This is a genomic window from Paraburkholderia sp. GAS33 (assembly GCF_050436645.1).
GTDB classification, from domain to species: Bacteria; Pseudomonadota; Gammaproteobacteria; order Burkholderiales; family Burkholderiaceae; genus Paraburkholderia; species Paraburkholderia phenazinium_B.
Genome location: NZ_JBNDMP010000003.1, coordinates 143,872 through 163,772, shown reverse-complemented (window position 1 = coordinate 163,772; position 19,901 = coordinate 143,872). Strand labels below are relative to the sequence as shown.

16 protein-coding genes are annotated in these 19,901 nt (G+C 61.7%); 12 read left to right on the top strand and 4 right to left on the bottom strand.

Annotated elements, in window-relative coordinates:
- The first annotated feature begins 160 nt into the window (after nucleotides 1-160).
- The 7 genes from P3T24_RS10930 (at nucleotide 161) to P3T24_RS10900 (ending at nucleotide 4,288) form a co-directional block, all read left to right on the top strand.
- The gene (locus P3T24_RS10930) at nucleotides 161-319 is read left to right on the top strand and encodes a hypothetical protein (protein WP_167379418.1); all 159 of its coding nucleotides are present in this window, start codon (nucleotides 161-163) and stop codon (nucleotides 317-319) included.
- Nucleotides 320-761: 442 nt separating this feature from the next.
- Entirely contained in the window at nucleotides 762-1,052 is a 291-nt protein-coding gene (locus P3T24_RS10925) for a hypothetical protein (RefSeq protein ID WP_074266656.1), read from the top strand.
- Between the two features lie 144 nt (nucleotides 1,053-1,196).
- On the top strand, nucleotides 1,197-1,541 hold the full coding sequence (locus P3T24_RS10920; protein WP_074266655.1) for a toxin: 345 nt from the start codon (nucleotides 1,197-1,199) through the stop codon (nucleotides 1,539-1,541).
- Complete coding sequence (locus P3T24_RS10915) at nucleotides 1,538-1,849, top strand: helix-turn-helix domain-containing protein (RefSeq protein WP_074266654.1); 312 nt, start codon at nucleotides 1,538-1,540, stop codon at nucleotides 1,847-1,849. Before P3T24_RS10920 ends, P3T24_RS10915 begins: the two co-directional genes overlap by 4 nt.
- 260 nt (nucleotides 1,850-2,109) lie before the next feature.
- A complete protein-coding gene (locus tag P3T24_RS10910; protein WP_254369070.1) occupies nucleotides 2,110-2,985 on the top strand; it encodes a 3-hydroxyacyl-CoA dehydrogenase family protein in 876 nt (291 codons plus the stop codon).
- Between the two features lie 137 nt (nucleotides 2,986-3,122).
- Nucleotides 3,123-3,737, top strand: a complete 615-nt coding sequence (locus tag P3T24_RS10905; RefSeq protein ID WP_429435288.1) for a flavin reductase family protein — start codon at nucleotides 3,123-3,125, stop codon at nucleotides 3,735-3,737.
- Nucleotides 3,738-3,853: 116 nt separating this feature from the next.
- Nucleotides 3,854-4,288, top strand: a complete 435-nt coding sequence (locus tag P3T24_RS10900; RefSeq protein ID WP_429434486.1) for a cupin domain-containing protein — start codon at nucleotides 3,854-3,856, stop codon at nucleotides 4,286-4,288.
- A 67-nt stretch (nucleotides 4,289-4,355) separates the two neighbouring features.
- Here P3T24_RS10900 and P3T24_RS10895 read toward each other — a convergent pair whose 3' ends face one another.
- Nucleotides 4,356-5,747, bottom strand: coding sequence for a polyhydroxyalkanoate depolymerase (locus P3T24_RS10895; protein ID WP_429434484.1), 1,392 nt, complete (start codon nucleotides 5,745-5,747; stop codon nucleotides 4,356-4,358).
- A 226-nt stretch (nucleotides 5,748-5,973) separates the two neighbouring features.
- Between P3T24_RS10895 and P3T24_RS10890 the strand changes: the two genes are divergently transcribed.
- Nucleotides 5,974-6,627, top strand: coding sequence for a glutathione S-transferase family protein (locus P3T24_RS10890; protein WP_429434481.1), 654 nt, complete (start codon nucleotides 5,974-5,976; stop codon nucleotides 6,625-6,627).
- Nucleotides 6,628-6,688: 61 nt separating this feature from the next.
- Here P3T24_RS10890 and P3T24_RS10885 read toward each other — a convergent pair whose 3' ends face one another.
- On the bottom strand, nucleotides 6,689-8,665 hold the full coding sequence (locus P3T24_RS10885) for a methyl-accepting chemotaxis protein (protein WP_429434478.1): 1,977 nt from the start codon (nucleotides 8,663-8,665) through the stop codon (nucleotides 6,689-6,691).
- Nucleotides 8,666-8,994: 329 nt separating this feature from the next.
- Between P3T24_RS10885 and P3T24_RS10880 the strand changes: the two genes are divergently transcribed.
- Nucleotides 8,995-9,336 carry a helix-turn-helix domain-containing protein gene (locus tag P3T24_RS10880; protein WP_143787632.1) on the top strand — a complete coding sequence of 114 codons (342 nt, stop codon included), beginning with the start codon at nucleotides 8,995-8,997 and terminating at the stop codon, nucleotides 9,334-9,336.
- Nucleotides 9,317-10,633 carry a type II toxin-antitoxin system HipA family toxin gene (locus tag P3T24_RS10875; RefSeq protein ID WP_429434476.1) on the top strand — a complete coding sequence of 439 codons (1,317 nt, stop codon included), beginning with the start codon at nucleotides 9,317-9,319 and terminating at the stop codon, nucleotides 10,631-10,633. Before P3T24_RS10880 ends, P3T24_RS10875 begins: the two co-directional genes overlap by 20 nt.
- Here the strand turns inward: P3T24_RS10875 and P3T24_RS10870 are convergent.
- Entirely contained in the window at nucleotides 10,626-13,034 is a 2,409-nt protein-coding gene (locus tag P3T24_RS10870) for a heavy metal translocating P-type ATPase (RefSeq protein ID WP_429435286.1), read from the bottom strand. The two genes, P3T24_RS10875 and P3T24_RS10870, sit on opposite strands and share 8 nt — an antisense overlap.
- Nucleotides 13,035-13,129: 95 nt before the next feature.
- Entirely contained in the window at nucleotides 13,130-13,771 is a 642-nt protein-coding gene (locus tag P3T24_RS10865) for an FMN-binding negative transcriptional regulator (RefSeq protein ID WP_429434474.1), read from the bottom strand.
- Between the two features lie 203 nt (nucleotides 13,772-13,974).
- Between P3T24_RS10865 and P3T24_RS10860 the strand changes: the two genes are divergently transcribed.
- Together P3T24_RS10860 and P3T24_RS10855 are read left to right on the top strand one after the other, a co-directional pair.
- Entirely contained in the window at nucleotides 13,975-15,393 is a 1,419-nt protein-coding gene (locus tag P3T24_RS10860; RefSeq protein ID WP_429405800.1) for a DUF1254 domain-containing protein, read from the top strand.
- 293 nt (nucleotides 15,394-15,686) lie between these two features.
- On the top strand, nucleotides 15,687-19,607 hold the full coding sequence (locus P3T24_RS10855) for a DUF748 domain-containing protein (RefSeq protein WP_429434472.1): 3,921 nt from the start codon (nucleotides 15,687-15,689) through the stop codon (nucleotides 19,605-19,607).
- Nucleotides 19,608-19,901: the final 294 nt, after the last annotated feature.

Below are 19,901 nucleotides of genomic sequence, written 5' to 3'. Positions count from 1 at the left end.
TAGCTTTCTTGTTGTAATGACGCAACGCAACATCCCGTCGAATGGGTGCGACAAGCGACCACAGTCAAAAAATGTTGCAACGCACTAGCTTTTCCCTAGGGAAAACCCCTATAATGCTTCTTAAGGGAAAACCCTAGCAACCAATCAACCGGGAGTCGCCATGAGCGTTATCTTTGCATTGTTCCAAAAGGTCAGCGACCTCTTCGCGTCGCCCCATCTGCCGATGGATTCGGATTACTCGTACGAAGCGCGTAGCCGCGAAGCTGAACGTCAGCGTCGTGCGCAGTCCACGCTGTTCGGCATCAAGCTGAGCGACTAATTCGCTCAGGTCTGGCGCGGTGAGCCGCGCCGGGTGCGCGCCCTTGGCGCGCGCTGCTGCATACGAGCCACGGCCTTGCCGTGGCTTTTGTTCGTTTACGGCCTGGCATTCGTGCATCTACGGGCCTGAATTAGCTGTCAGAAGAAAAAACAGGGCTTTCGAATGCATTGCTGAATATTTCAACGCCGAAATGAATGTAACGATGACTGACTGCCGTAGCGCGCTGGATCGGCGTAGAGGGGCTCGCCAACGTGCGAAAAAGCTTGCACTTTCCCGACGGAAAGGCTCGTTCATCGATCCCCGAATATTGATACTTCTTCTTACAAGCGCTCACGTCTTTAATCGTTTGGCCCCGTTAAAGTTGTTTTCAAGCGCAGGGCACCGGGCGTCGTGGCGATCAGCCAGCCTGCACCTGAGCAAACCTTGAATCGGAGGTCTCACTATGAAAACGTTGAACAAGACATCGCGTACCATCCTCGCCGCTCTGGTAGCTGGCGGCGCATTGCTCACCGCAGGCAGCGCTTTCGCACAGGCAGACCGCGTCGTGATTTCGGCGCCGGGCCCGGTTGCAACTTATGACCAACCGCGAATGATCCCGGTGGGCGTGCAGATCGATATCGGCTGGCACGGCGACCGTTATTGGGACGGCCATCGTTATTGGGCGCACGACGACTGGATGCGTCACCACCCGCACGATCGGGATCCGTATCGGCACGACGACCACCGTCAGTAATGGTGCGGTGGTAACGGCGCCTTTGGCGCCGATGTGAGGTCTGACGAGGCCGGTCTCTCATGATGAGGGGCCGGCTTTGTCGTTTTGCAATTCCGCCTAGGTCGCCAGATTGCTAAAATATGCGCAAATAGCGTATATTTCGAGATGAGAGCCGTTTTTGTCGAGTTGGTAGCATTCCGGAAGCATCGTAGCGACTATCTGTCGGATGATGAATACAGGTTTTTGCAAGAAGAGTTGCTTGCCGAGCCTGGCGCTGGAGATGTCATTAGAGGCACGGGTGGTCTGCGCAAGCTTCGTTTTGCCGATAAGCGGCGAAACAAGGGCAAGCGTGGCGGTCTGCGCGTGATTTACTACTATTGGGTCGGTGGCTTCCAATTCTGGATGTTCACGCTCTACGACAAAGACGAAATGAGCGATCTAACGAACGACGAGCGCAAAGAGCTGGCGCGCATGCTCGAAGTCGAAATTGCGCAACGGAGTGCACGATGAAGCGGAACCTGTTTGCCGAATTGAAGGAAGGCATGGCTGAACTTGCCGGCGAACGCGAAGGCAAACTGACGCTGCGCACGGTAGACGTCGAGGTTCCTGACGCACTTGACGTTTCGCCGGAGGAAATCAGAACTGTTCGAGAGGCGCTACACGCATCGCAGGCGGTGATGGCTCGACGTTTGCGCGTTAATCAGCGTACGTATCAGAATTGGGAGCAAGGAAAGGCAAAGCCCAATGCGCAAGCGGCCGTTTTGATCAAGCTGGTCGAGAAACATCCAGAGACACTGAGACTGCTCGAAGCACTGTGACTTCCTAAGTGATTAGGCCGCCTTCGGGCGGTTTTTTATTTCCGCTATGTGTTCTCTGCTTTTCTTGGCGCTTTCGCCTGGACTCATCTAGCCGGAGCCGCCGCCATGATGCGACAGCCATCACAAGGCAGCGAGCGAGGTTGACGTCAGCCCGTCCGTCGCAAATCCCGCCTCTGCGCTATCCTTAAACGCTTTCATCGACGCCCCAGCGGGAGAGCAGCTTGGATAACGCAGTAGTAGGTGTGGTAGGCACGGGCCTGATGGGCGTGGGTATTGCGACGCAGAGCGCGTTGCATGGATATCGGACGATCGTGCATGACGTCGACGCAGCGCGTCTCGCCAGCGTCGCGCCCAAAGCGGAAGCGGTGCTCGACGAACTGATCGACGCTGGCCGCATTGATGCAGCAGCCAAGCGCGCGGCCCTCGCGCGCATCGAAACGCACACTACGCTCGAAACGATGGCGGCCGCGCAATTCGTCATCGAAGCGATCCCCGAGGTACTGGAGCTGAAGCATCGCGTTTACGCGTCGCTCGCTCAACTGCTTGCTGACGACACCATTCTCGCCAGCAATACCAGCGGCTTTACTCCCGATCAGCTCGCCGCTCCATTGCGTCACAAAGAGCGCTTCCTGATCGCGCATTTCTGGAATCCTCCGCATATGATTCCGCTCGTCGAGGTGGTGCCCGGCACGCTCACTGACCCGTACGTTACCCAGCAGACGGTGGCCTTGATGAGCCGCATCGGCATGGAACCGGTTGTGCTGACGAAGGCGATACCGGGCTTTGTCGGAAACCGCCTGCAGTTTGCCGTGCTCCGTGAGGCGCTCAACATCGTGCGCTCGGGCGCGGCGACGCCGGAGGTGGTGGATCGTGTGGTGAAGGCTTCGCTTGGACGCCGCTGGGGTGTCGTGGGACCGCTCGAGGGCGCCGACCTCGGCGGCCTCGACACCTTCCTCGATATCGCTTCCCACTTGATGCCTGAACTCGCAAAAGATGAGGACGTACTCGATCTTTTACGCAAGCAGGTCGGTGTGGGGCGCGTAGGCGTTCGCAGCGGCGCCGGCTTTTATGATTGGGACGATGCGCATCTGGCGCAGGTGAAGGAAGGACGCAAAAAAGTGATTAGCCGCGGTTGATCCGCCGTGATCCGGATGGTCGATGCCGTGAAGCCCGAAGGGTTTGCGACACCGCTCCACAAACCAGGCCGCCAGACACGAAACCGGCGCCAGCCATGCAATTAACCCAAAAGTTCCAGACAACCGCTCCCTCCAACATGAACGACACCTACTTCTACGACCCGGCCAAAGGCCACGGTCTCAAGCACGATCCGTTCAAGGCGATCGTTGCTCCGCGCCTGATCGGCTGGATCTCGACCCGCAGTGCTGCCGGCCACCTCAACCTGGCGCCGTACAGCTTCTTTGGCGCCTTCGCGACCTTCCCGGCCATCATCGGTTTCTGCAGTGAAGGCCGCAAAGACAGCATCGGCAATATCGAGGAAACCGGCGAATTCGTCTGGAATCTCGCCACCAGGCCGCTCGCCGAGCAGATGAACCGCAGCTCCGCACCGGTTGCCCCCGAGGTCGACGAATTCCAGCTCGCCGGACTCACGCCGGTGCCGGGCCGCAGCGTTTCGGTGCCGCACGTCGGCGAATCGCCCGCAGCGCTCGAATGCAAGCTGCTACAGATCGTGCGCCTGAACTCCCTCGACGGAACACCGATGGATAACTACCTCGCCCTCGGCCAGGTGGTCGGCGTCCATATCCAGAATGCCTATCTCAAGGACGGTCTGTTCGACACGCACGCGGCCCAGCCGATCATGCGCGCGGGCTATCGCGCCGACTATGCGCAGATCGGCGAGATGTTTCAGATGATCCGCCCGACTGCGTGAACCATTGTGGTTCGCCGGTTTGACAATAGCCACCAGCGAAGCTGGAACGCTTGATGCTTGAAAACGGCGCTCACCGTGCCGTTTTCCTTGCCCGTTCATCTTCCTGGAGCGCGATCATGTCTACCGAATTCGCCACACAGTTTTCGCATGTCCGTCCGCAAGACACTTCGTATGAGGACCAGGGGTTGCGCGACTTCTTTCTCTACCGCGATCTCGGCATCGCGCAAGCGACGGGAGGCAAGGTTCTGGCGCAGCTCGTGAAGGCGAACCATGCACCAGAGCAAGGCACCGGCTGGCACCGTCATGAGGCCGATTTCCACATTGTGATCATGCTGAAGGGCTGGGCGCGCTTCATGTATGGCGAGAAGGAGACGCTTGTCGCCGCCGGCGATTGCGTCCATCAGGCGCCCGGCATCGTTCACTACCTGTTCGACTACTCCGAAGATATGGAGTACATCGAAATTGTTTCGCCCGCGGATTTCAAATCGATCGACGTCGAGGGGCCGTGCGACGTCCCGGCCGTCACGCCGTGGAAAAGCGTAACGGCTTGAACGAGGCGGAAATCGTATCAGGCCGCCGGTAGGGCGCAGGCAACGAAGCGGCTCGTACCGGTTCAACTCAAGCGACGTTGCTTCGTGGCGATGCCAGCGACGCTTTACCCGAAGACGACGCGTCCGTAGCCGCCGCCGTTACAGCAGATGCGGCTGGCGCGGCAATCGGCGCCGCTGCCACAGGCACTGGCCGGATCGCCTGTGCACGTGAGCTGACCGCGACCGCACGCGGCTCGTTGTCGTAGATCACTGCCCGCACACGTGGATAGATATGCCGCTCCCAACGATGGCCGTTGAACACCCCGTAATGGCCGACGCCCGTCTGCACATGATGGGTTTTCAGATAGGGCCGAAGCTTGTCGCACATATCTTGCGCCGCGAGCGTCTGGCCGACCGCGCAGATATCGTCCTTCTCACCCTCGACGGTTAACAAGGCCGTGCGGCGAATCTTCGACGGTTCGATCAGGCGTCCGCCCACCTCCAGCTCATGCAGCGGCAACGCATGGCGTTGAAATACGGTCTCGACGGTTTCCAGATAGAAATCTGCCGTCAGATCCATTGTTGCGAAGTACTCCTCGTAGAAGATCCGGATGGTGTCCGCCTTGGCCGGATCGCCTTTGGCGCGCTCGTAATACATCGTCTCGAACGAATCGAGGTGACGGCCAAGATTCATCGCCATGAACGCGTTGAGCTGCACGAAGCCGGGATACACGCGGCGGTGTGCGCCGGCAAAACCGAACGGCACCGCGCTGATCAGATTGCGTTCGAACCATTCAATCGGCTTGCTCTTGGCGAGCGCGTTGACCTTCGTCGGATTGATGCGCGTATCGAGCGGTCCAGCCATAAGCGTCATGCTCGCGGGCTGCGCGGGATGGTCGTCCGCGGCCATCAGCGACACCGCCGCGAGGGCGGCAACCGTAGGCTGGCAAACCGCCAACAGATGGGTACCGGGACCAATTGCTTCAACGAAGTCGATAATGTGCTGGACGAATTCCTCAAAGCCAAAGCGTCCCTGCGACAACGGGACGTCGCGCGGGTTGTGCCAGTCGGTGATGTAGACGTCGTGCTCGGCGAGCATCGTCTTGACGGTGCCCCGCAACAGGGTCGCGAAGTGGCCGGACATCGGCGCAATCACCAGCACGCGCGGCTGAGCGGGTGAGGCGGCCTGTTCCTTGCGGAAATGCAGCAGCGAACAGAACGGCGTGCGCGCTGCGACCTCTTCGACAAGCTTGATGGGCTTGCCGTCCACTTCGATGATGTCCAGCTCGAACGGTGGTCTCGAGTGCGTCAGACCGGCCAGCGTGATCAGGTCGCAAGACGCACGTAGCGAACGGCCGTGTGGCGTCTCGCTGAACGCCGGCCATGCGTTCAACGAATGATTGATAAGCGCCGCGCCGTGCCGGGCCGGAAGCATCAGGTCGGCAAACGCCTGGTAAGCGGGATATGCGAACAGGTTCATAGCCTTCGCACGAATGCCCAAAAGGAAGGAGCCCGAATAGAGGCAATACGTGTGCCAATGCGCCAGGCAGTGCCCGGCACCCGCCCACGCTGGCATAGCATTTGCACCATTGCGAGCAGGGTGCTCGTTTTGCCGCGGTTTGGTGCGTGCACGCACCACAGCGTGCATAGGGCGACCCGACACCATGGGCAGCACAGACAGGGCTCCCGCTTAGGAGGAGATTGGTATGGCGAATACGACGCTCACCATCAGCAGCAAGAACTATTCGTCATGGTCCCTGCGGGGCTGGCTACTGACGAAGTTCAGCGGATTGTCTTTCGAAGAGATCGTGATGCCGGTGGATGACCCCAGCGCGCGCGCCGAACTGCTCCTGCTTTCGCCATCGATTCTCGTGCCTTGTCTGTTTCACGACGGCATCAAGGTGTGGGACACATTGGCGATAGCCGAGTATCTCAACGAGGTGCAGCCCGATGCGAAGCTGTTGCCGGACGACCGGCGTGCCCGGGCACACTGCCGGGCGATCAGCGGCGAGATGCATTCGGGGTTTGGTTCGTTGCGCTCGGCACTGCCCATGAACCTCAAGGCGCACTTTCCAGGTTTCAAGGTGTGGGCACGCGCGCAGTCCGACATCGACCGGATCGTCGCAATCTGGCGCGAGTGTCTCGAGCAATACGGCGGCCCTTATCTGTTTGGAGAACGTAGTGTCGCCGATGCGATGTATGCGCCTGTGGTGACCCGCTTTGTCACCTATGACGTCAAGCTTGACCCGGATATCGTCGAATACGGACAGCGCATCCTCGCGCTGCCGGAGATGCAGCAATGGATCGCCGACGCGCAGCAGGAAATCGACGAGATCGATGAGCTGGACGTCGAATTCTAAGCACCCTCACAACTTCGCGTTTCGCTTAGGCCCGGCGCACGTCGGACGGCAGGGCTCCGGATCACTCCCGACGCCCTGCGTCCAGCTTGAACACGCTCACCACCTGCGCGAGCCGTGCGGCTTGATCGCGTAGTTCTGCGGCGGCCTGTTCTGCGTTGCCGACAATCGCGGCGTTCTGCTGGGTCGCTTCGCCGATCTGCGTAACGGCGATATTCACCTGTTCGATGCCGCCCGACTGCTCGCGCGACGCGACGCTAATTTCACCCATGATCGCGCGCACCTGGCCGACCCGTTCAACGATGCCATGCATCGTCGCGCTCGCCTCCTCGGCGATCTTGAAGCCACTTTGGACCCGCGCGGTCGATTCTCCGATCAGCGCTTCGATTTCCTTCACGGCAGCAGCGCTGCGTTGAGCAAGTGCACGCACTTCGGATGCGACCACTGCGAATCCCCGGCCGTGTTCGCCGGCGCGCGCGGCCTCGACCGCTGCATTCAGCGCGAGGATATTGGTCTGAAACGCAATGCTCTCGATCACGCTGGTGATGTCGGATATTTTCTGCGAAGAGCGCGTGATGTCGCCCATCGTCGAGACGACGCGTTCCACTGCGCGGCCGCCTTCCAGTGCTGCTTCAGAGGCGCTCGTCACGAGTGTATTGGCCTGTGCGGCGTGGTCCGCGTTCTGCTGGACGTTCGACGTCATCTGTTCCATGCTCGCGGCAGTTTCTTCGAGGCTGCTCGCCTGCACGGCGATGCGCGAGGCGATATCGCCGCTGTCGGTGGCGATCTTCGCGGTGCCTTGCGTCATGTCGGACGACGCATTGCGCACCTGGACCACAATGCGCGCAATGCCCTCGCCGATGCCATCTATCGCCAGCATCAAGCGCCCGATCTCATCGGCGCGGGCGTTGTTCCCATCCACGAGCCGCACGCTCAGATCGCCCGCGGCAAGACGCTCGGACGCCTTGGCGGCTTCCTCGATCGGACGACTTACCAGACGCCGCACGGCGATCAGGAAAACCACGGCGAACGCGACGACCAGCGCGAGGCCAATCAGCAGGAAGCGGTTACGGGTCGCTTTGACCTCGGCCATCACTTCATCGCGCGGTGCAATCCCACCCACCAGCCAGTGCCATTCCGGCACCGTGGCAAACGACACGTATTTGTCTTGCGCCGAGCTCTCGCCGAGTGTCGCGTCGGCCGAGCGGTATTCGAGCTGGCCTTGCTGCATGTCGAGCATCTGCTTGTACGGTGCGTTGGTGTCGTCGGCGAGCTGGCCGGCGGCGGCCGGATGCACGAGTAACTTGCCGCGGTCCGCACCGTTCGACGCGTCGAGCACGAAGTAATAGCCGCTGTCGCCGATCTTGAGCTGACGGATGCCGTCTTGAACCGACTGGATCTGCGCGCCCACGTCCACGCCGACGAAGAACGCGCCGATCACCTTGCCGCTGGCGTCCGTGATGGGCCGGTACTGCGTGATGTAACGCTTGCCGAACAGCGTGGCGAGACCGGTGAAGGTTCTGCCTGCAACGATCAGACCGTAGGCCGGGCCTTTACGGTCGAGCAGCGTGCCGATGGCCCGGCTGCCGTCCTGCTTCTTCAGCGACGTGGTGACGCGCACGAAGTCGTCGCCGGTGCGCGCGAATACGGTGGCGATGGCGCCGCTGCTTTGCAGGAATTGGTCGGGGATCGAGAAGTCCATATTGAGGACTTTGTCGCCGGCTTTAATGGTGGGTGTCGCGACGCCGTTGATGTCGACTTTCTGCGATTCGTCGAGCGTGTACGTGGCCGGCAGCAGACTGGCGAACAGTGTCATCGAACGGCCAACTTCGGCTGACAGACCCTGGTTGAACAGGGCGATCATTGCGGCGATCGAGCGGTCTTTCTCGGCAATACGGGCCAGCACCTGCTCGCTCACCTGTTCACCGGCCGAGCGGGTCAGCGCCCACGTGAACGCGGCAAAGATCAGCGCGACCAGCGTGCACGAAAGCATGGCGAGCCTGGCCCCGACGCTGGCGCGACGCAAAGAGAGTATTTCCATGGGTTTCTGCGGATAAGAAGATGAGAGGAATAGAGCGCAGCCGTGCGCCGATACAAAGTGCGCCCTTGCTCTTTTTACGGCAGATCAGCTGATTTCTTGAGATCGGAAACGTTTGCAGCGGGGAGGGATACAACTGGACAGCGCAAGCTGCGGGCGCAGATGGAAAGCCCAGTCCCGACGATTTTGGAGGGGTTATTTAGTCTATGTTGACAAAATAAGGCCCATATTTGGTCAGGATAGACTAATGCTGTTTGAGTTGGCAACTTGATTAACTGTAAAATTTGGTCTATGTTGATCAAATAACCCGCCTAATTTGTCAACATAGACCTATGCGACGCCAGAACAAGGAATTTGTCTCCCCGGACTTGAGACGCCGCTCCGAAGCGCTAGGTTCGGCAATCTCCGCGGCTCGTATTGCCCGGAACATGAGTCGACAGGACTTTTCAGAGAGGGCCAGCATCAGTCCGAGCACGCTGATGCGAATAGAGAGAGGTGACGTGTCGGTTAATTTTCTGGCGTGGCTTCAGGCCTTGGAACGAGCCGGCTTGCTTGGGCTGCTTGAGCCCTTGTCGCTTCCGCAAGCCGACGTCGTAGGGGAGTCGAAACGAAAGGCCGAGGCGCGCAAGCGGCCTCGCAGGAGCAAGGTAAAGGATGATCCGTACGACTTCTGAAATAACGGACTGGACGAAAACTGTCTTCATCTGTCTCGACGGCGAGAGTGGGGCCGTTCCCGCCGGCCTGCTTACCATCTATGAGCAGGGTATCAGGCCCGTGCGTTCAACTTTCGTATATGGCAACCGATACCGGGAGCGCAAAAACGCGATTGCCGTAGACCCTGAAAGCCTGGCGCTGGTCGAAGCGAACAGAACAGGTAAGCCTGTCACGTTCGAACCGCCGGCGGGGCTCGCTCTCTTCGGCGCCATAAGGGACTCCGCACCCGACTCGTGGGGACGGCGCGTAATCGAAAACAGTCTCGACGCCGAACCGAATTCGCTGCCGGAGACTGACTACCTGGCCCACGCAGGCCCGCATAGAACAGGAGCGCTCGATTTTCGAGACTCGCCAACGGCGCCGGCGCAAATCGGCAAACTGCCCGACGCGAAAGACCTGAAGTATCTGCTCGATGCGTCCGCGATGATTCAGGAGGGCAGACCTGTGCCGCGCAATCTCGACGTGTACTTTACGGTCGGCGCAACATTTGGGGGCGCGCGGCCTAAAGCCGTCGTGCTCGACAAGGCGCGGCAGTGGGTGGCCAAGTTCCCGGCAATCAATGACGGTTTCAACGTGCCGCTGATCGAGAGGGCGACATTGCAACTCGCGCGTCAATGCGGCCTGCGCGTGCCGGATCTCGCGCACGTGCGGCTTGCCGATGGGCGCGATGTGATGCTGATCGAACGCTTCGAACGCTTCGACCGGTTGCCGTTGGCGACAGGCGGGTTCGCACGCCGTCATATGGTCAGCGCGTTGACTATGTTAAGGCTGCACGAGAGCGATACGGCGGCGGCGCGGTACGCCGATCTCGCCGAGGTTCTGAACAATCATGGTGCCAGCGGCTTTGTTGCGCTCGATAAGGTCGAGCTTTTCAAGCGGATGGTGTTCAATGTGCTCGTGTCGAATGACGACGATCATTTGCGCAACCATGCATTCGTTTGGGACGGTGCAAGGAACGGCTGGCGCTTGAGTGACCTGTACGACGTAGTGCCGAAACCTCAGGTCGCCACACAACGATATCTGGTTCTTGGCGTCGGCCAGAAAGGCCGGCTCGCTACGCTCGAGAACGCGCTTTCTGCTGCCGGCCAGTTCGGTATCCTGGCCGGCGACGCTGTGGCATACATCAATGAGATCGCGAGCGTCGTGCGTGAGTGGCGAACCTGGTTCGACGAATATGGCGTGCCGCAAAGTGAATGCGACAAGGTGGCGAGCGCTTTCCGCAACCCTAAAGACATAGGGCTTGCGCACATCAAGTAGTCAAGTAGTCGTCTTTGCGCCGCCAGGTGCGCAGCAACAGCGCATTGGTCACGACGCTCACGCTTGAAAACGCCATTGCCGCGCCTGCCAGCATGGGATTTAACAAGCCGAACGCGGCAAGCGGAATGCCGATCAGGTTGTAGACGAACGCCCAGAACAGGTTTTGCTGAATCTTGCGCCAGGTGCGGCGCGAGATGTCGATTGCGTCGGCGACGAGTGCGGGGTCACCGCGCATCAGCGTGATACTCGCGGCATGCATGGCGACGTCTGTGCCGGTCGCCATGGCAATGCCGAGGTCTGCTGCGGCAAGGGCCGGGGCGTCGTTGATGCCGTCGCCTACCATCGCGACGATGCCGGCGGTGCGGATCTTCAGATCGCGGATCACACGCGCTTTATCCTCGGGCAACACGTGGGCGTGGAATTCGTCGATACCGAGCGCCGCCGCGACGCTGGCCGCGCTGCCCTCGTTGTCGCCGGTCAGGAGCACGCTGCGGATACCCATTTGCTTGAGGCGTTCGATCGCCGCGCGTGCACTCGGCTTGATGGTGTCGCCAAAGGCGAGCAACGCGAGTGCTCGCGCGGGCGCGGCGTTGGCGTCTTCGCTGTTCGCATGGTCCGCGTAGCTCATCAGCCACGAGACAGTGTTGCCTGCGTGTTCAAGTTGTTGGGCGCGGGCGGCGAGTTCGGGTGTCAGCACGATGCCCAGTTCCTTGAGCCAGCGGCTGCTGCCGATCGCGATAATCCGGCCGTCGATCTCGGCTTCGACGCCACGTCCCGGCACAGCGCGCGCCTTGGAGGATGCTCCAAGGAGGGAGCGGCTGGAAGAGGTCGCTTCAGAGTTCGCCCCGGAGGCCACTGCCGCAAGGGCGTGGCCGGACGCGGCATCCTCGCGGCGCGTGCCCTCATAAGCCTTGACCACTGCCCGCGCAAGCGGATGATCGCTATCCCGCTGCACGGCCGCCGCCAATGCGAGCGCCTCGTCGTGCGCCATGCCGATCGGCTCGAACGCCGTCAGCGACGGTTGTCCCACGGTCAAGGTTCCGGTCTTGTCGAACGCGACGAGGTTCACTCGATGCGCGATTTCCAGCGCTTCTGCGTCCTTGATCAGCACTCCGTGGCGCGCAGCTACACCGGTGCCCGCCATGATCGCGGCGGGCGTCGCCAGGCCCAGCGCGCACGGGCAGGCAATCACCAGCACGGCGACCGCGTTGAGGATCGCAGTTTCGACGCCCGCGCCGGCGATCAGCCAGCCGACTAGCGTGAGCAACGCAATTACCAGAATCGCAGGTACGAAAATCTCGCTTACCCGGTCCACCAGCCGCTGGATCGGCGCCTTTTCGGCCTGCGCCGTTTCGACGAGGCGAATGATCCGCGCCAGCGTGGTCTCCGCGCCGATCGCCTTCGTCGTGATGGTGATCGCGCCCTCGCCGTTGATCGAGCCGGCCGTGACCGGGTCGTCCGGCTGCTTCGGCACGGGCAGGCTCTCACCGGTAATCAGCGATTCGTCAATGTGAGTCCGGCCTTCGAACACCGCGCCATCGACCGGCACCCGTTCGCCGGGTCGCACGACGACGATCATGCCGACCTGCACCTGTGCCAGCGGCAACTCATGTTCCTTCTCGCCGACGCGGATGCGCGCTCGCTCGGGCCGCAACGCGTTCAACGCGCGGATCGCGTCGGTAGTTTGACGCTTGGCGCGTGCTTCCAGCCACTTGCCGAAGCGCACGAGCGTAATCACGACCGCCGAGGCCTCGAAGTAGAGATGTGCCGCGCTGCCCGGGTGGGCGACCAGTTCGTAGACGCTGATGCCGTACGCCGCCGAGGTGCCGAGCGCAACCAGCAGGTCCATATTTCCCGCGCCGGCCCGCACTGCACGGTACGCCGCCCGGTAAAACCGCGCGCCGAACGCAAACTGCACGACCGTGGCGAGCGCAAACTGTAGCCATGGGGGCACCATCGCGCCGATGCCGTGCGGTGCGAAGCTGCCGCCGAATCCTTCGCCGATCATCGGCAAGACGAGCGGCAGCGTCAGCAGTGCGGAGATCACGACGGCTACGAGTTCGCGGCGGGTTCGGTCCTCGGCGCGTTGTGCGCTGGAAGTTGCCGCGGCCGGCGCGGCTTCTTCGACAATGGGTGTCGCCCGATAGCCGGCCCTGGTCACCGCGGCAATGAGCGCATCGACGCCGGTGGCCGCATCGCTCAGATTGACGGTCGCCTTTTCAGTCGCAAGATTGACCGACACGCTCGCGACGCCCGGCACTTTAGCCAGCGCCTTTTCGACCCGCGCCGAGCACGAAGCGCAGGTCATGCCGCTGATTTCGAGTTCTGCGCTGGCCTGCGTCGCGGCTTCGGGAATGGAAAGATCAGTCATGGTTTGGGCTCGGGCGGCATGTGGCCGCATCATGAGTCCCAGTATTCACCTTCCCATGATGGGAAGGTCAAGGGCTAATATCAGCCAAAATAATGACCGGGGCCAGACCGCGTGCCAAACCACATTTAAAACGCCGGTGGCGCGTTCAGCATTGCCTCGGCGACAGCCTCCTGCGCCTCGCCGCCGCCGGCCAGCAGCGCATCGACCGCGCCACGCCGGTCGCGTGCTTCCTTGTTCTGACCCAGCTTCCATTTGCCGACCAGCCGCGTAACTTCGATCTCGATTCCAACGATGGCCCCGAGCATTTGGGAAATATAGTCAGCCGGTGCGTCCCCCATCTTCCAAGGCCGCGGCTCATTGGCCTCCATCGCGCGGGTAAGCCGCGCCACAAGTCCGCGGACGAACGCTTCATCGTCGCGTACGACGATCTTGCCGTGGGCGTGAACCACCATGTAGTTGTACGTAGGCACCTGACGGTGCGCCTCGTGCTTGCTCGGATACCAGTTCGGCGAAATATAGGCGGCCGGCCCCTGGAAAATCACCAGCGTGTCCGGTTGCGAAGCCACTTCCTGCCAGACCGGGTTGGCCCGCGCCACGTGCGCCCGCAACTTGCCGTGCGAACCTTCGGCCGGGGCGAATTCGAACGGCAGATGATTCGCGTCCAGACCGTTGGGACCGGTGGTCACGAGCGTGCCGAACGGCTGATCGGAGATGAGTTGATGAAGGACCTCTGGACGATTCTCTTCGAAATGGGCAGGGACGTACATGGGCGCTCCGGGGGCGTGAAGGTGCGAGTTGTGCAAAAGGTGTGGTTGTGCCTTTGCGCTTGCTAGCTGTCAAGGATACGATACAACCCGTTGTTGTCGGGATCGAGATATGTGGCGAGTTCGCGGGGGCTTGGGAACCACGTGGGCAGAGCCGCCGCCGACCGACGCCTGTCCCTGGACCGAACGTTCTGCCACCTGAACGAATGATAAAAAATCGCCGAACACTGTTTTCGCTTCATTGGACCTGCGCTTCGTTCGCAGGCTTCGCCTTTCTCGCCGGCTGTGCCTCGACTCATATCGACGCACCCAAGCCCACCGGCTGGATCAAGGACGAGGTGGCCGACTCCTACGTGTTCGGCTACCCGCTCGTGCTGATGGAAGCGGCGCGCGATGCCGCGGTCGGCACCGATCCGGGTCAGGCGCCCCTCAATGCGCTGCGCCACGCGCAGGCGTTGCCGCCGGTCGGCTCGGCGAATCCGCCCACACCCGGTATCGACACGTTCGATTCGAGCGGCTGGCTCGACCTGAGCGCGGAACCCGTGATCCTGACGCTGCCCGATTCGCACGGCCGCTACGTCGATGCCCGCGCGCTCGATATGTGGACCAACGTGGTCTGGTCGACCAGCGCCCAGATCGGTCCGCGATCCAGCGGGATCAGGGAGCAGGCGATCGCCTTTGTCGGTCCTGGCTGGCAGGGCGATTTGCCGGCGAACGTCAAACGCGTTGACGTGCCGACCCGCAACGCGTGGGTGACCGTGCGGATCCAGTCCAACGCCGGTCGCGACGTCACGGCGGTGCGCAAACTGCAGCGCGGCATGCGTCTCGTACCATTGAGCGCGTACGCGAGCGATAAGCGTTCGGCGTCGATCGCGCCGGGTGGCAACGCGGCGGCTGCTGCGGCGTTGGCGGCATCCGGGTCGCCGGCCGCGCAGGTCGCCGCGCTCGACGCGAGCGGCTTTTTCAACCGGCTTGCGCAGGGGTTGCAGGACAACCCGTCTGTGCCTGACGATCCGCACGCATTGAAGATCCTCGCTGATCTGGGCGTGAAGCCTGGTGAGCCGGTCGAACTGCCGAACGCCAAGGACGTTATTACCGAGGGGATGGCCGACGGTCGTGAGCGTGTGGTGACGCCTCCGCCGAATCTGCTGAGCGTGAACGGCTGGAGCTGGTTCGGTGACGGCGTCGGCAACTACGGTCCGGATTACGCGTTGCGTGCTTACGCAGCCTACGAGCAGCCGGGTATCGGCACGAAAGACGACGAAGTGCGCGCCACGGTCACGCTGGATAGCGACGGGCACGCGTTGAATGGCGCCAACCGGTATGTGATCCATTTCGCGCCGAACCAGTTGCCGCCGGTGCGCGGCTTCTGGTCGATCACGGCCTACACGAAGGAAGGCGCGCTCGGTGAAAGCGCGCCGGCACGGCTTGCCGTCGGCGATCGCAACGGCGCGCACCGCAACCGGGACGGATCGCTTGACGTGGTGGTGTCGTCGGCGCACGTGCGGGCGGCCAACTGGCTGCCGGCGCCGCGCACCGACCTTCAACTCGTGCTGCGACTCTACGCACCCAAACCGCAAGCCACCGACGGCACCTGGCAACCGCCCGCCGTCGTACGTCAATGATGACGGGGTGTGCATCGCGCCATTGCGATGCACACCTTCGCTGCTTCCGCAGCAGCGCCGTCAAGTAGCCCGCAAATCAATTGTTTCCGAACCCGCAACGCGGGTTCGCAGCGTTGCAAAGATTGTCACAAACGCGTGACTAAACTTTGTGCTCGCGCGCGCCCATGCGCATCGGGTGTTTGTTTGCTTTCGGCTTACATTTCTATCCCGCCTACGTCTCACGACATATACTTGCCCGAGGCAGGACTCCAGTTATCGCGGCGGGCTTGCCGCCGCATCACCCATGACCGAGCATGGCAAGCCTCAATAAAGCAACTCTGACATCTTCCCTGCAGGCCGTGCGCGGTGTCGCGCAGGCGCGTCGTACACGCCGTATCGTGATCGGCCTGCTGATCTTCCTGGTGTTGTTCGGTCTGTTTGGCTTCTTCGCGGCGCCGCCGCTGATTCGCCATATTGCCGAGCAGCAACTCAGCAAACAGCTCGACCGGCCCGCGACCATTGGCCGGATCGCGCTCAATCCGTACACACTCAGGCTCGAAGCGGATCGCATTCATATTGGCGAGCGTGGCGGCCAGGGCGATTTCGTCGATATCTCGCGGTTGATCGTGAAGCCGTCGTGGAGCTCGCTGTTTCGCGCAGCGCCGATTGTCGATGAAGTGCAGCTCGATTCACCGCGCTTCACCATCGTTCGCTACGACGCCCAGCGCTTCAATTTCACGGATCTGATCGAGAAGTTCGCCAAGCAGCCGTCCAGGCCGGATAGCAAACCGACGCTGTTCTCTGTGTCGAACATCAGGCTCGAAAACGGCCAGATCACTTTCGATGACCGCCTGCTCGGCGTGAAGCACGTGATCGATCAGTGGAAACTCGGCATTCCGTTTATCGCCACGTTGCCGTCGAAAACCGACATCTTTGTCGAACCGCTGCTGCGCGCGCGCATCGACGGCAGCCCGCTTGCGATCGATGGCAAGACCAAGCCGTTCGCCGCATCGCGCGAGTCGGACGTGTCGCTGCGGTTCGATGGGCTGGACGTGCCGAAGCTGCTCTCGTACTCGCCGCAGAAGTTGCCGGTGACGGTGCAGGCGGGCAAGCTCTCGACGGATCTCAAGCTCAATTTCATCATGTCGGACGACGCGCCTTCGTTGCGCGTGACCGGTACCGTCGACCTGAACGATATCGACGTCCTCGATGAGAAGAAGCAGCCGTTTTTTGCCGCGCACGCGCTGCATGTCGCGGCGGCCACGCTTGAGCCGATGAAGAGCGTCTATCACTTCGACGATATCCGTCTCGACACGCCTACCGTGAATCTGGCGCGGGACAAGGACGGTGTGCTGAGCGTCGAGCGGACGTTTGCTGCGCCGCCGGCGGCAGCGGGAGCGCCCGTGTCTGCCAGCGAGGCGCAGGCAGCCAGTGCAAACCCAAGTGCAAGTGCAGGTGCAGGTGCAAGTGCGCCCGAAGCGGCATCGTCGACGGCTGGCGCAGCCAAACCCGCTGCGCCGCTCGACCTTGCGATCAAGCGCTTCACGCTCAACGACGGCACGGTCAACGTTCAGGATGACGCTGCGTCGAGGCCGGTCGCGCTGGGACTGAAGAGTCTCGCGGTGTCGCTGGCGGACTTTTCGACGATGGCGAAGGCGCCGGCACGCTATACGGTGAGCACGGCATTCAAGGACAGTCCGGGTTCGCTGGATGTGGCGGGCTCGCTCGGTCTGGTCACCAAAAGCGCCGATTCGAAGATCGACCTCAAGTCGCTTCCGTTGCCGATGCTGCAGCCGTATCTCGACAGCATGACCGCCGCCCAGGTGACCGACGGCGCGCTCTCCGTGACGACCAACCTCAGCGCCAACTGGGCGAAGTCGCCGCCCGACATCCAAGTGGGCGCAACGCAACTGGACCTGCAATCGCTGAAACTGGCAGCGCGCGGCGGCAAGGAGGCGGCGGTGGCGCTCGCGCAGGGTCACGTGGACGTCAAGCAGGTGGACGTGCCGGGTCGCAATGCGGCGGTCAATGCCGTCGACGTGACCGGTCTCGTGATCAACGCGCAGCGTATGAAGGACGGCAGCATCGACCTCACTGCGCTGGCCGGACCGCACCAGGAGGCGCAGCAACGCACCGCGATCCACGCTGCCAAGCAGGCGCAGGAACAGGGGCCGGCGTGGCATTACACAATTGGCGAACTGAGCCTGAAGGACGCGACGGCCAACTTCACCGACAACAGCACGCCGCGTCCGGTCAAGCTCGCCATTTCGCCGCTGCAACTGAAAGTGCAGCAGATCAGTGACGATCTGAGCAAGCCTCTACCGATCGATCTGCAGGCGACGCTCAATCGCAAGGGCACGCTTGGCGTGACGGGCGACGTCACGGCGACACCGCTCAAGCTCGCGCTGAAAGTGGATGCCAACCGCCTGGATGCCGCTGCGTTCGAGCCGTACTTCGGCGGCAAGCTCAACGCGACGATCGCGAGCGCGTTGCTGAACATGAAGGGCGATGTGGCGATGTCGCAGGCATCGAAAGCGCTGAAGGCTTCGTATCGCGGCAACGCGGCGCTCGTCGACGTTCGCATGCTGGACAAGGCGACTTCGGACTCGTTCGCGGGCTGGGGATCGCTCGCGCTGACTAACCTGAAGGCGAACTACGACGAACACGGCACCGATGTCGACGCCGGACGCGTGACCTTTTCGAACTTCTACGGGCGTGTGTTGCTGGATCCGCAAGGCAAGCTCAATCTGACGGATGTGGTGGCCCATGAAGGGGGCGGCACGCCGCAATCGCTGACGCGGAGCAAGAGCAAAACGGAGCCGGTGCCGTTGACGCCTGGTACGGCGCCTGAGCCCGCGGAGCCGGCTTCTGCTGGCGTGGCGGCTGTGGTGCCGGCCTCGGAGCCTGCGGTGGCTTCGGCGTCGGTGCCGGCATCCACGGTGGCGTCTGTGGGTGCGTCGGCGCCGCGTGTAGCGTCCGCGAAGGCAGCTTCGGGTGCGACGGTTGCTGCCGGCCAGGCGCAGCCACAGCCGCCCGCTAGTCCGGTTCGGCTGCACTTTGGCCAATTGGTGCTTCAACAGGGCCGTGTGACGTATACCGACAACTTCATCAAGCCGAACTTCACGGCCAACCTGGTGGGGATTCAGGGGACGATTGGCGCGTTCGGCACGCAATCGACCACGTCCGCCCCGGTGGACGTTTCCGCCAAGCTCGCGGCAAATGGCCCGCTATCGATTCGCGGCACGGTTAATCCGCTGATTGCCAAACCTGCGCTCGATTTGACCGCGAGCGCGCACGATATCGAACTGACCAACCTCACGCCGTACTCGGCGAAGTACGCTGGTTATCCGATCACGAAGGGCAAGCTCAACGTCGATCTGCACTACAAGCTCGATAACGACCAGTTGAGCGCGAACAACCACATCTTCATCGATCAACTGACGTTCGGCGATCACATCGACAATGACACAGCGACCAAGCTGCCGGTGCGCTTCGCGATTTCGCTATTGAAGAACTCGAAGGGCGAGATCGACGTGAACATTCCGGTGTCCGGCTCGTTGTCGAATCCGGAGTTCAGTATCGGCGGCCTGATCTGGCATGCGGTGTTGAATCTGCTGGAACGGGCTGTGACCGCGCCATTCTCGCTGCTTGCAAACGCGTTCGGTGGCGGAGGTGGTGAGGAAATGGGCTACGTCGAATTCGATGCCGGGTCCGCGAAGCTTTCGGACGCGGCGGAAAAGAAGCTCGACACCATTGCAAAGGCGCTGGCCGACAAGTCTTCGATCCGGATCGATGTGATCGGACGCGTCGATCCGGCTGTCGACACGCCGGCCTTGCGCACGGAGTATGTGGAGAAGCTGGTCAAGCAGGAAAAGATCAAGGACGTGGTCGGGAACGGTGAAAGCGTCGATCTGTCGACGGTCACGGTTGATCCAAAGGATTACGACAAGTATCTGACCAAGGCCTATAAGGATGCCGACTTCAAGAAGCCGCGCAATTTTGTCGGCCTCACGAAGAGCATGCCTGATGACGAGATGAAGAGCGCCCTGGCCGAACATGCGCCGATCAACGATGCCAGCCTGCGCGACCTCGCGCAGGAGCGCGCGCAGAGCGTGCAGCAGTACTTCGACGGCAAGATCGACAGCAGCCGGGTGTTCATCGTCGCACCGAAACTCGACGCGCAAGGCATCAAGGACAAGGGCGCCACAACGCGGGTGGACTTCGGCCTGAAGTAATACGCCGATGTCGCGAGGACCGCCGGGCTGCGACGCTCGTGGCGGTCCTGCGCAATGTCATCGCTGGTCTGCCGCTGGTGGGCCCCATTAGCTCTCTTCTTTTTCGGGCACCACTCTAAGACTCTTCCCATTCCATGCCCGTAGACGTCTCCCCATACTCCTGCTCATTACAAAACAAACGCGTTTGGACGCGGGGCACTGATGAGATTTCAGCTAACTATGGTGGCGTGTGCGCTAGCTTTAACAGGCTGCGCGAGTCGGGCCGACAGGGATCGACTGGGCATTGAAGATCCT

What these genes read in the sequence shown, in the direction of transcription:
- P3T24_RS10930 (WP_167379418.1), top strand. Translation starts at nt 161, where the DNA reads ATGAGCGTTATCTTTGCATTGTTCCAAAAGGTCAGCGACCTCTTCGCG.
- P3T24_RS10925 (WP_074266656.1), top strand. Translation starts at nt 762, where the DNA reads ATGAAAACGTTGAACAAGACATCGCGTACCATCCTCGCCGCTCTGGTA.
- P3T24_RS10920 (WP_074266655.1), top strand. Translation starts at nt 1,197, where the DNA reads ATGAGAGCCGTTTTTGTCGAGTTGGTAGCATTCCGGAAGCATCGTAGC.
- P3T24_RS10915 (WP_074266654.1), top strand. Translation starts at nt 1,538, where the DNA reads ATGAAGCGGAACCTGTTTGCCGAATTGAAGGAAGGCATGGCTGAACTT.
- P3T24_RS10910 (WP_254369070.1), top strand. Translation starts at nt 2,110, where the DNA reads ATGGGCGTGGGTATTGCGACGCAGAGCGCGTTGCATGGATATCGGACG.
- P3T24_RS10905 (WP_429435288.1), top strand. Translation starts at nt 3,123, where the DNA reads ATGAACGACACCTACTTCTACGACCCGGCCAAAGGCCACGGTCTCAAG.
- P3T24_RS10900 (WP_429434486.1), top strand. Translation starts at nt 3,854, where the DNA reads ATGTCTACCGAATTCGCCACACAGTTTTCGCATGTCCGTCCGCAAGAC.
- P3T24_RS10895 (WP_429434484.1), bottom strand. Translation starts at nt 5,747, where the DNA reads ATGAACCTGTTCGCATATCCCGCTTACCAGGCGTTTGCCGACCTGATG.
- P3T24_RS10890 (WP_429434481.1), top strand. Translation starts at nt 5,974, where the DNA reads ATGGCGAATACGACGCTCACCATCAGCAGCAAGAACTATTCGTCATGG.
- P3T24_RS10885 (WP_429434478.1), bottom strand. Translation starts at nt 8,665, where the DNA reads ATGGAAATACTCTCTTTGCGTCGCGCCAGCGTCGGGGCCAGGCTCGCC.
- P3T24_RS10880 (WP_143787632.1), top strand. Translation starts at nt 8,995, where the DNA reads ATGCGACGCCAGAACAAGGAATTTGTCTCCCCGGACTTGAGACGCCGC.
- P3T24_RS10875 (WP_429434476.1), top strand. Translation starts at nt 9,317, where the DNA reads ATGATCCGTACGACTTCTGAAATAACGGACTGGACGAAAACTGTCTTC.
- P3T24_RS10870 (WP_429435286.1), bottom strand. Translation starts at nt 13,034, where the DNA reads ATGCGGCCACATGCCGCCCGAGCCCAAACCATGACTGATCTTTCCATT.
- P3T24_RS10865 (WP_429434474.1), bottom strand. Translation starts at nt 13,771, where the DNA reads ATGTACGTCCCTGCCCATTTCGAAGAGAATCGTCCAGAGGTCCTTCAT.
- P3T24_RS10860 (WP_429405800.1), top strand. Translation starts at nt 13,975, where the DNA reads ATGATAAAAAATCGCCGAACACTGTTTTCGCTTCATTGGACCTGCGCT.
- P3T24_RS10855 (WP_429434472.1), top strand. Translation starts at nt 15,687, where the DNA reads ATGGCAAGCCTCAATAAAGCAACTCTGACATCTTCCCTGCAGGCCGTG.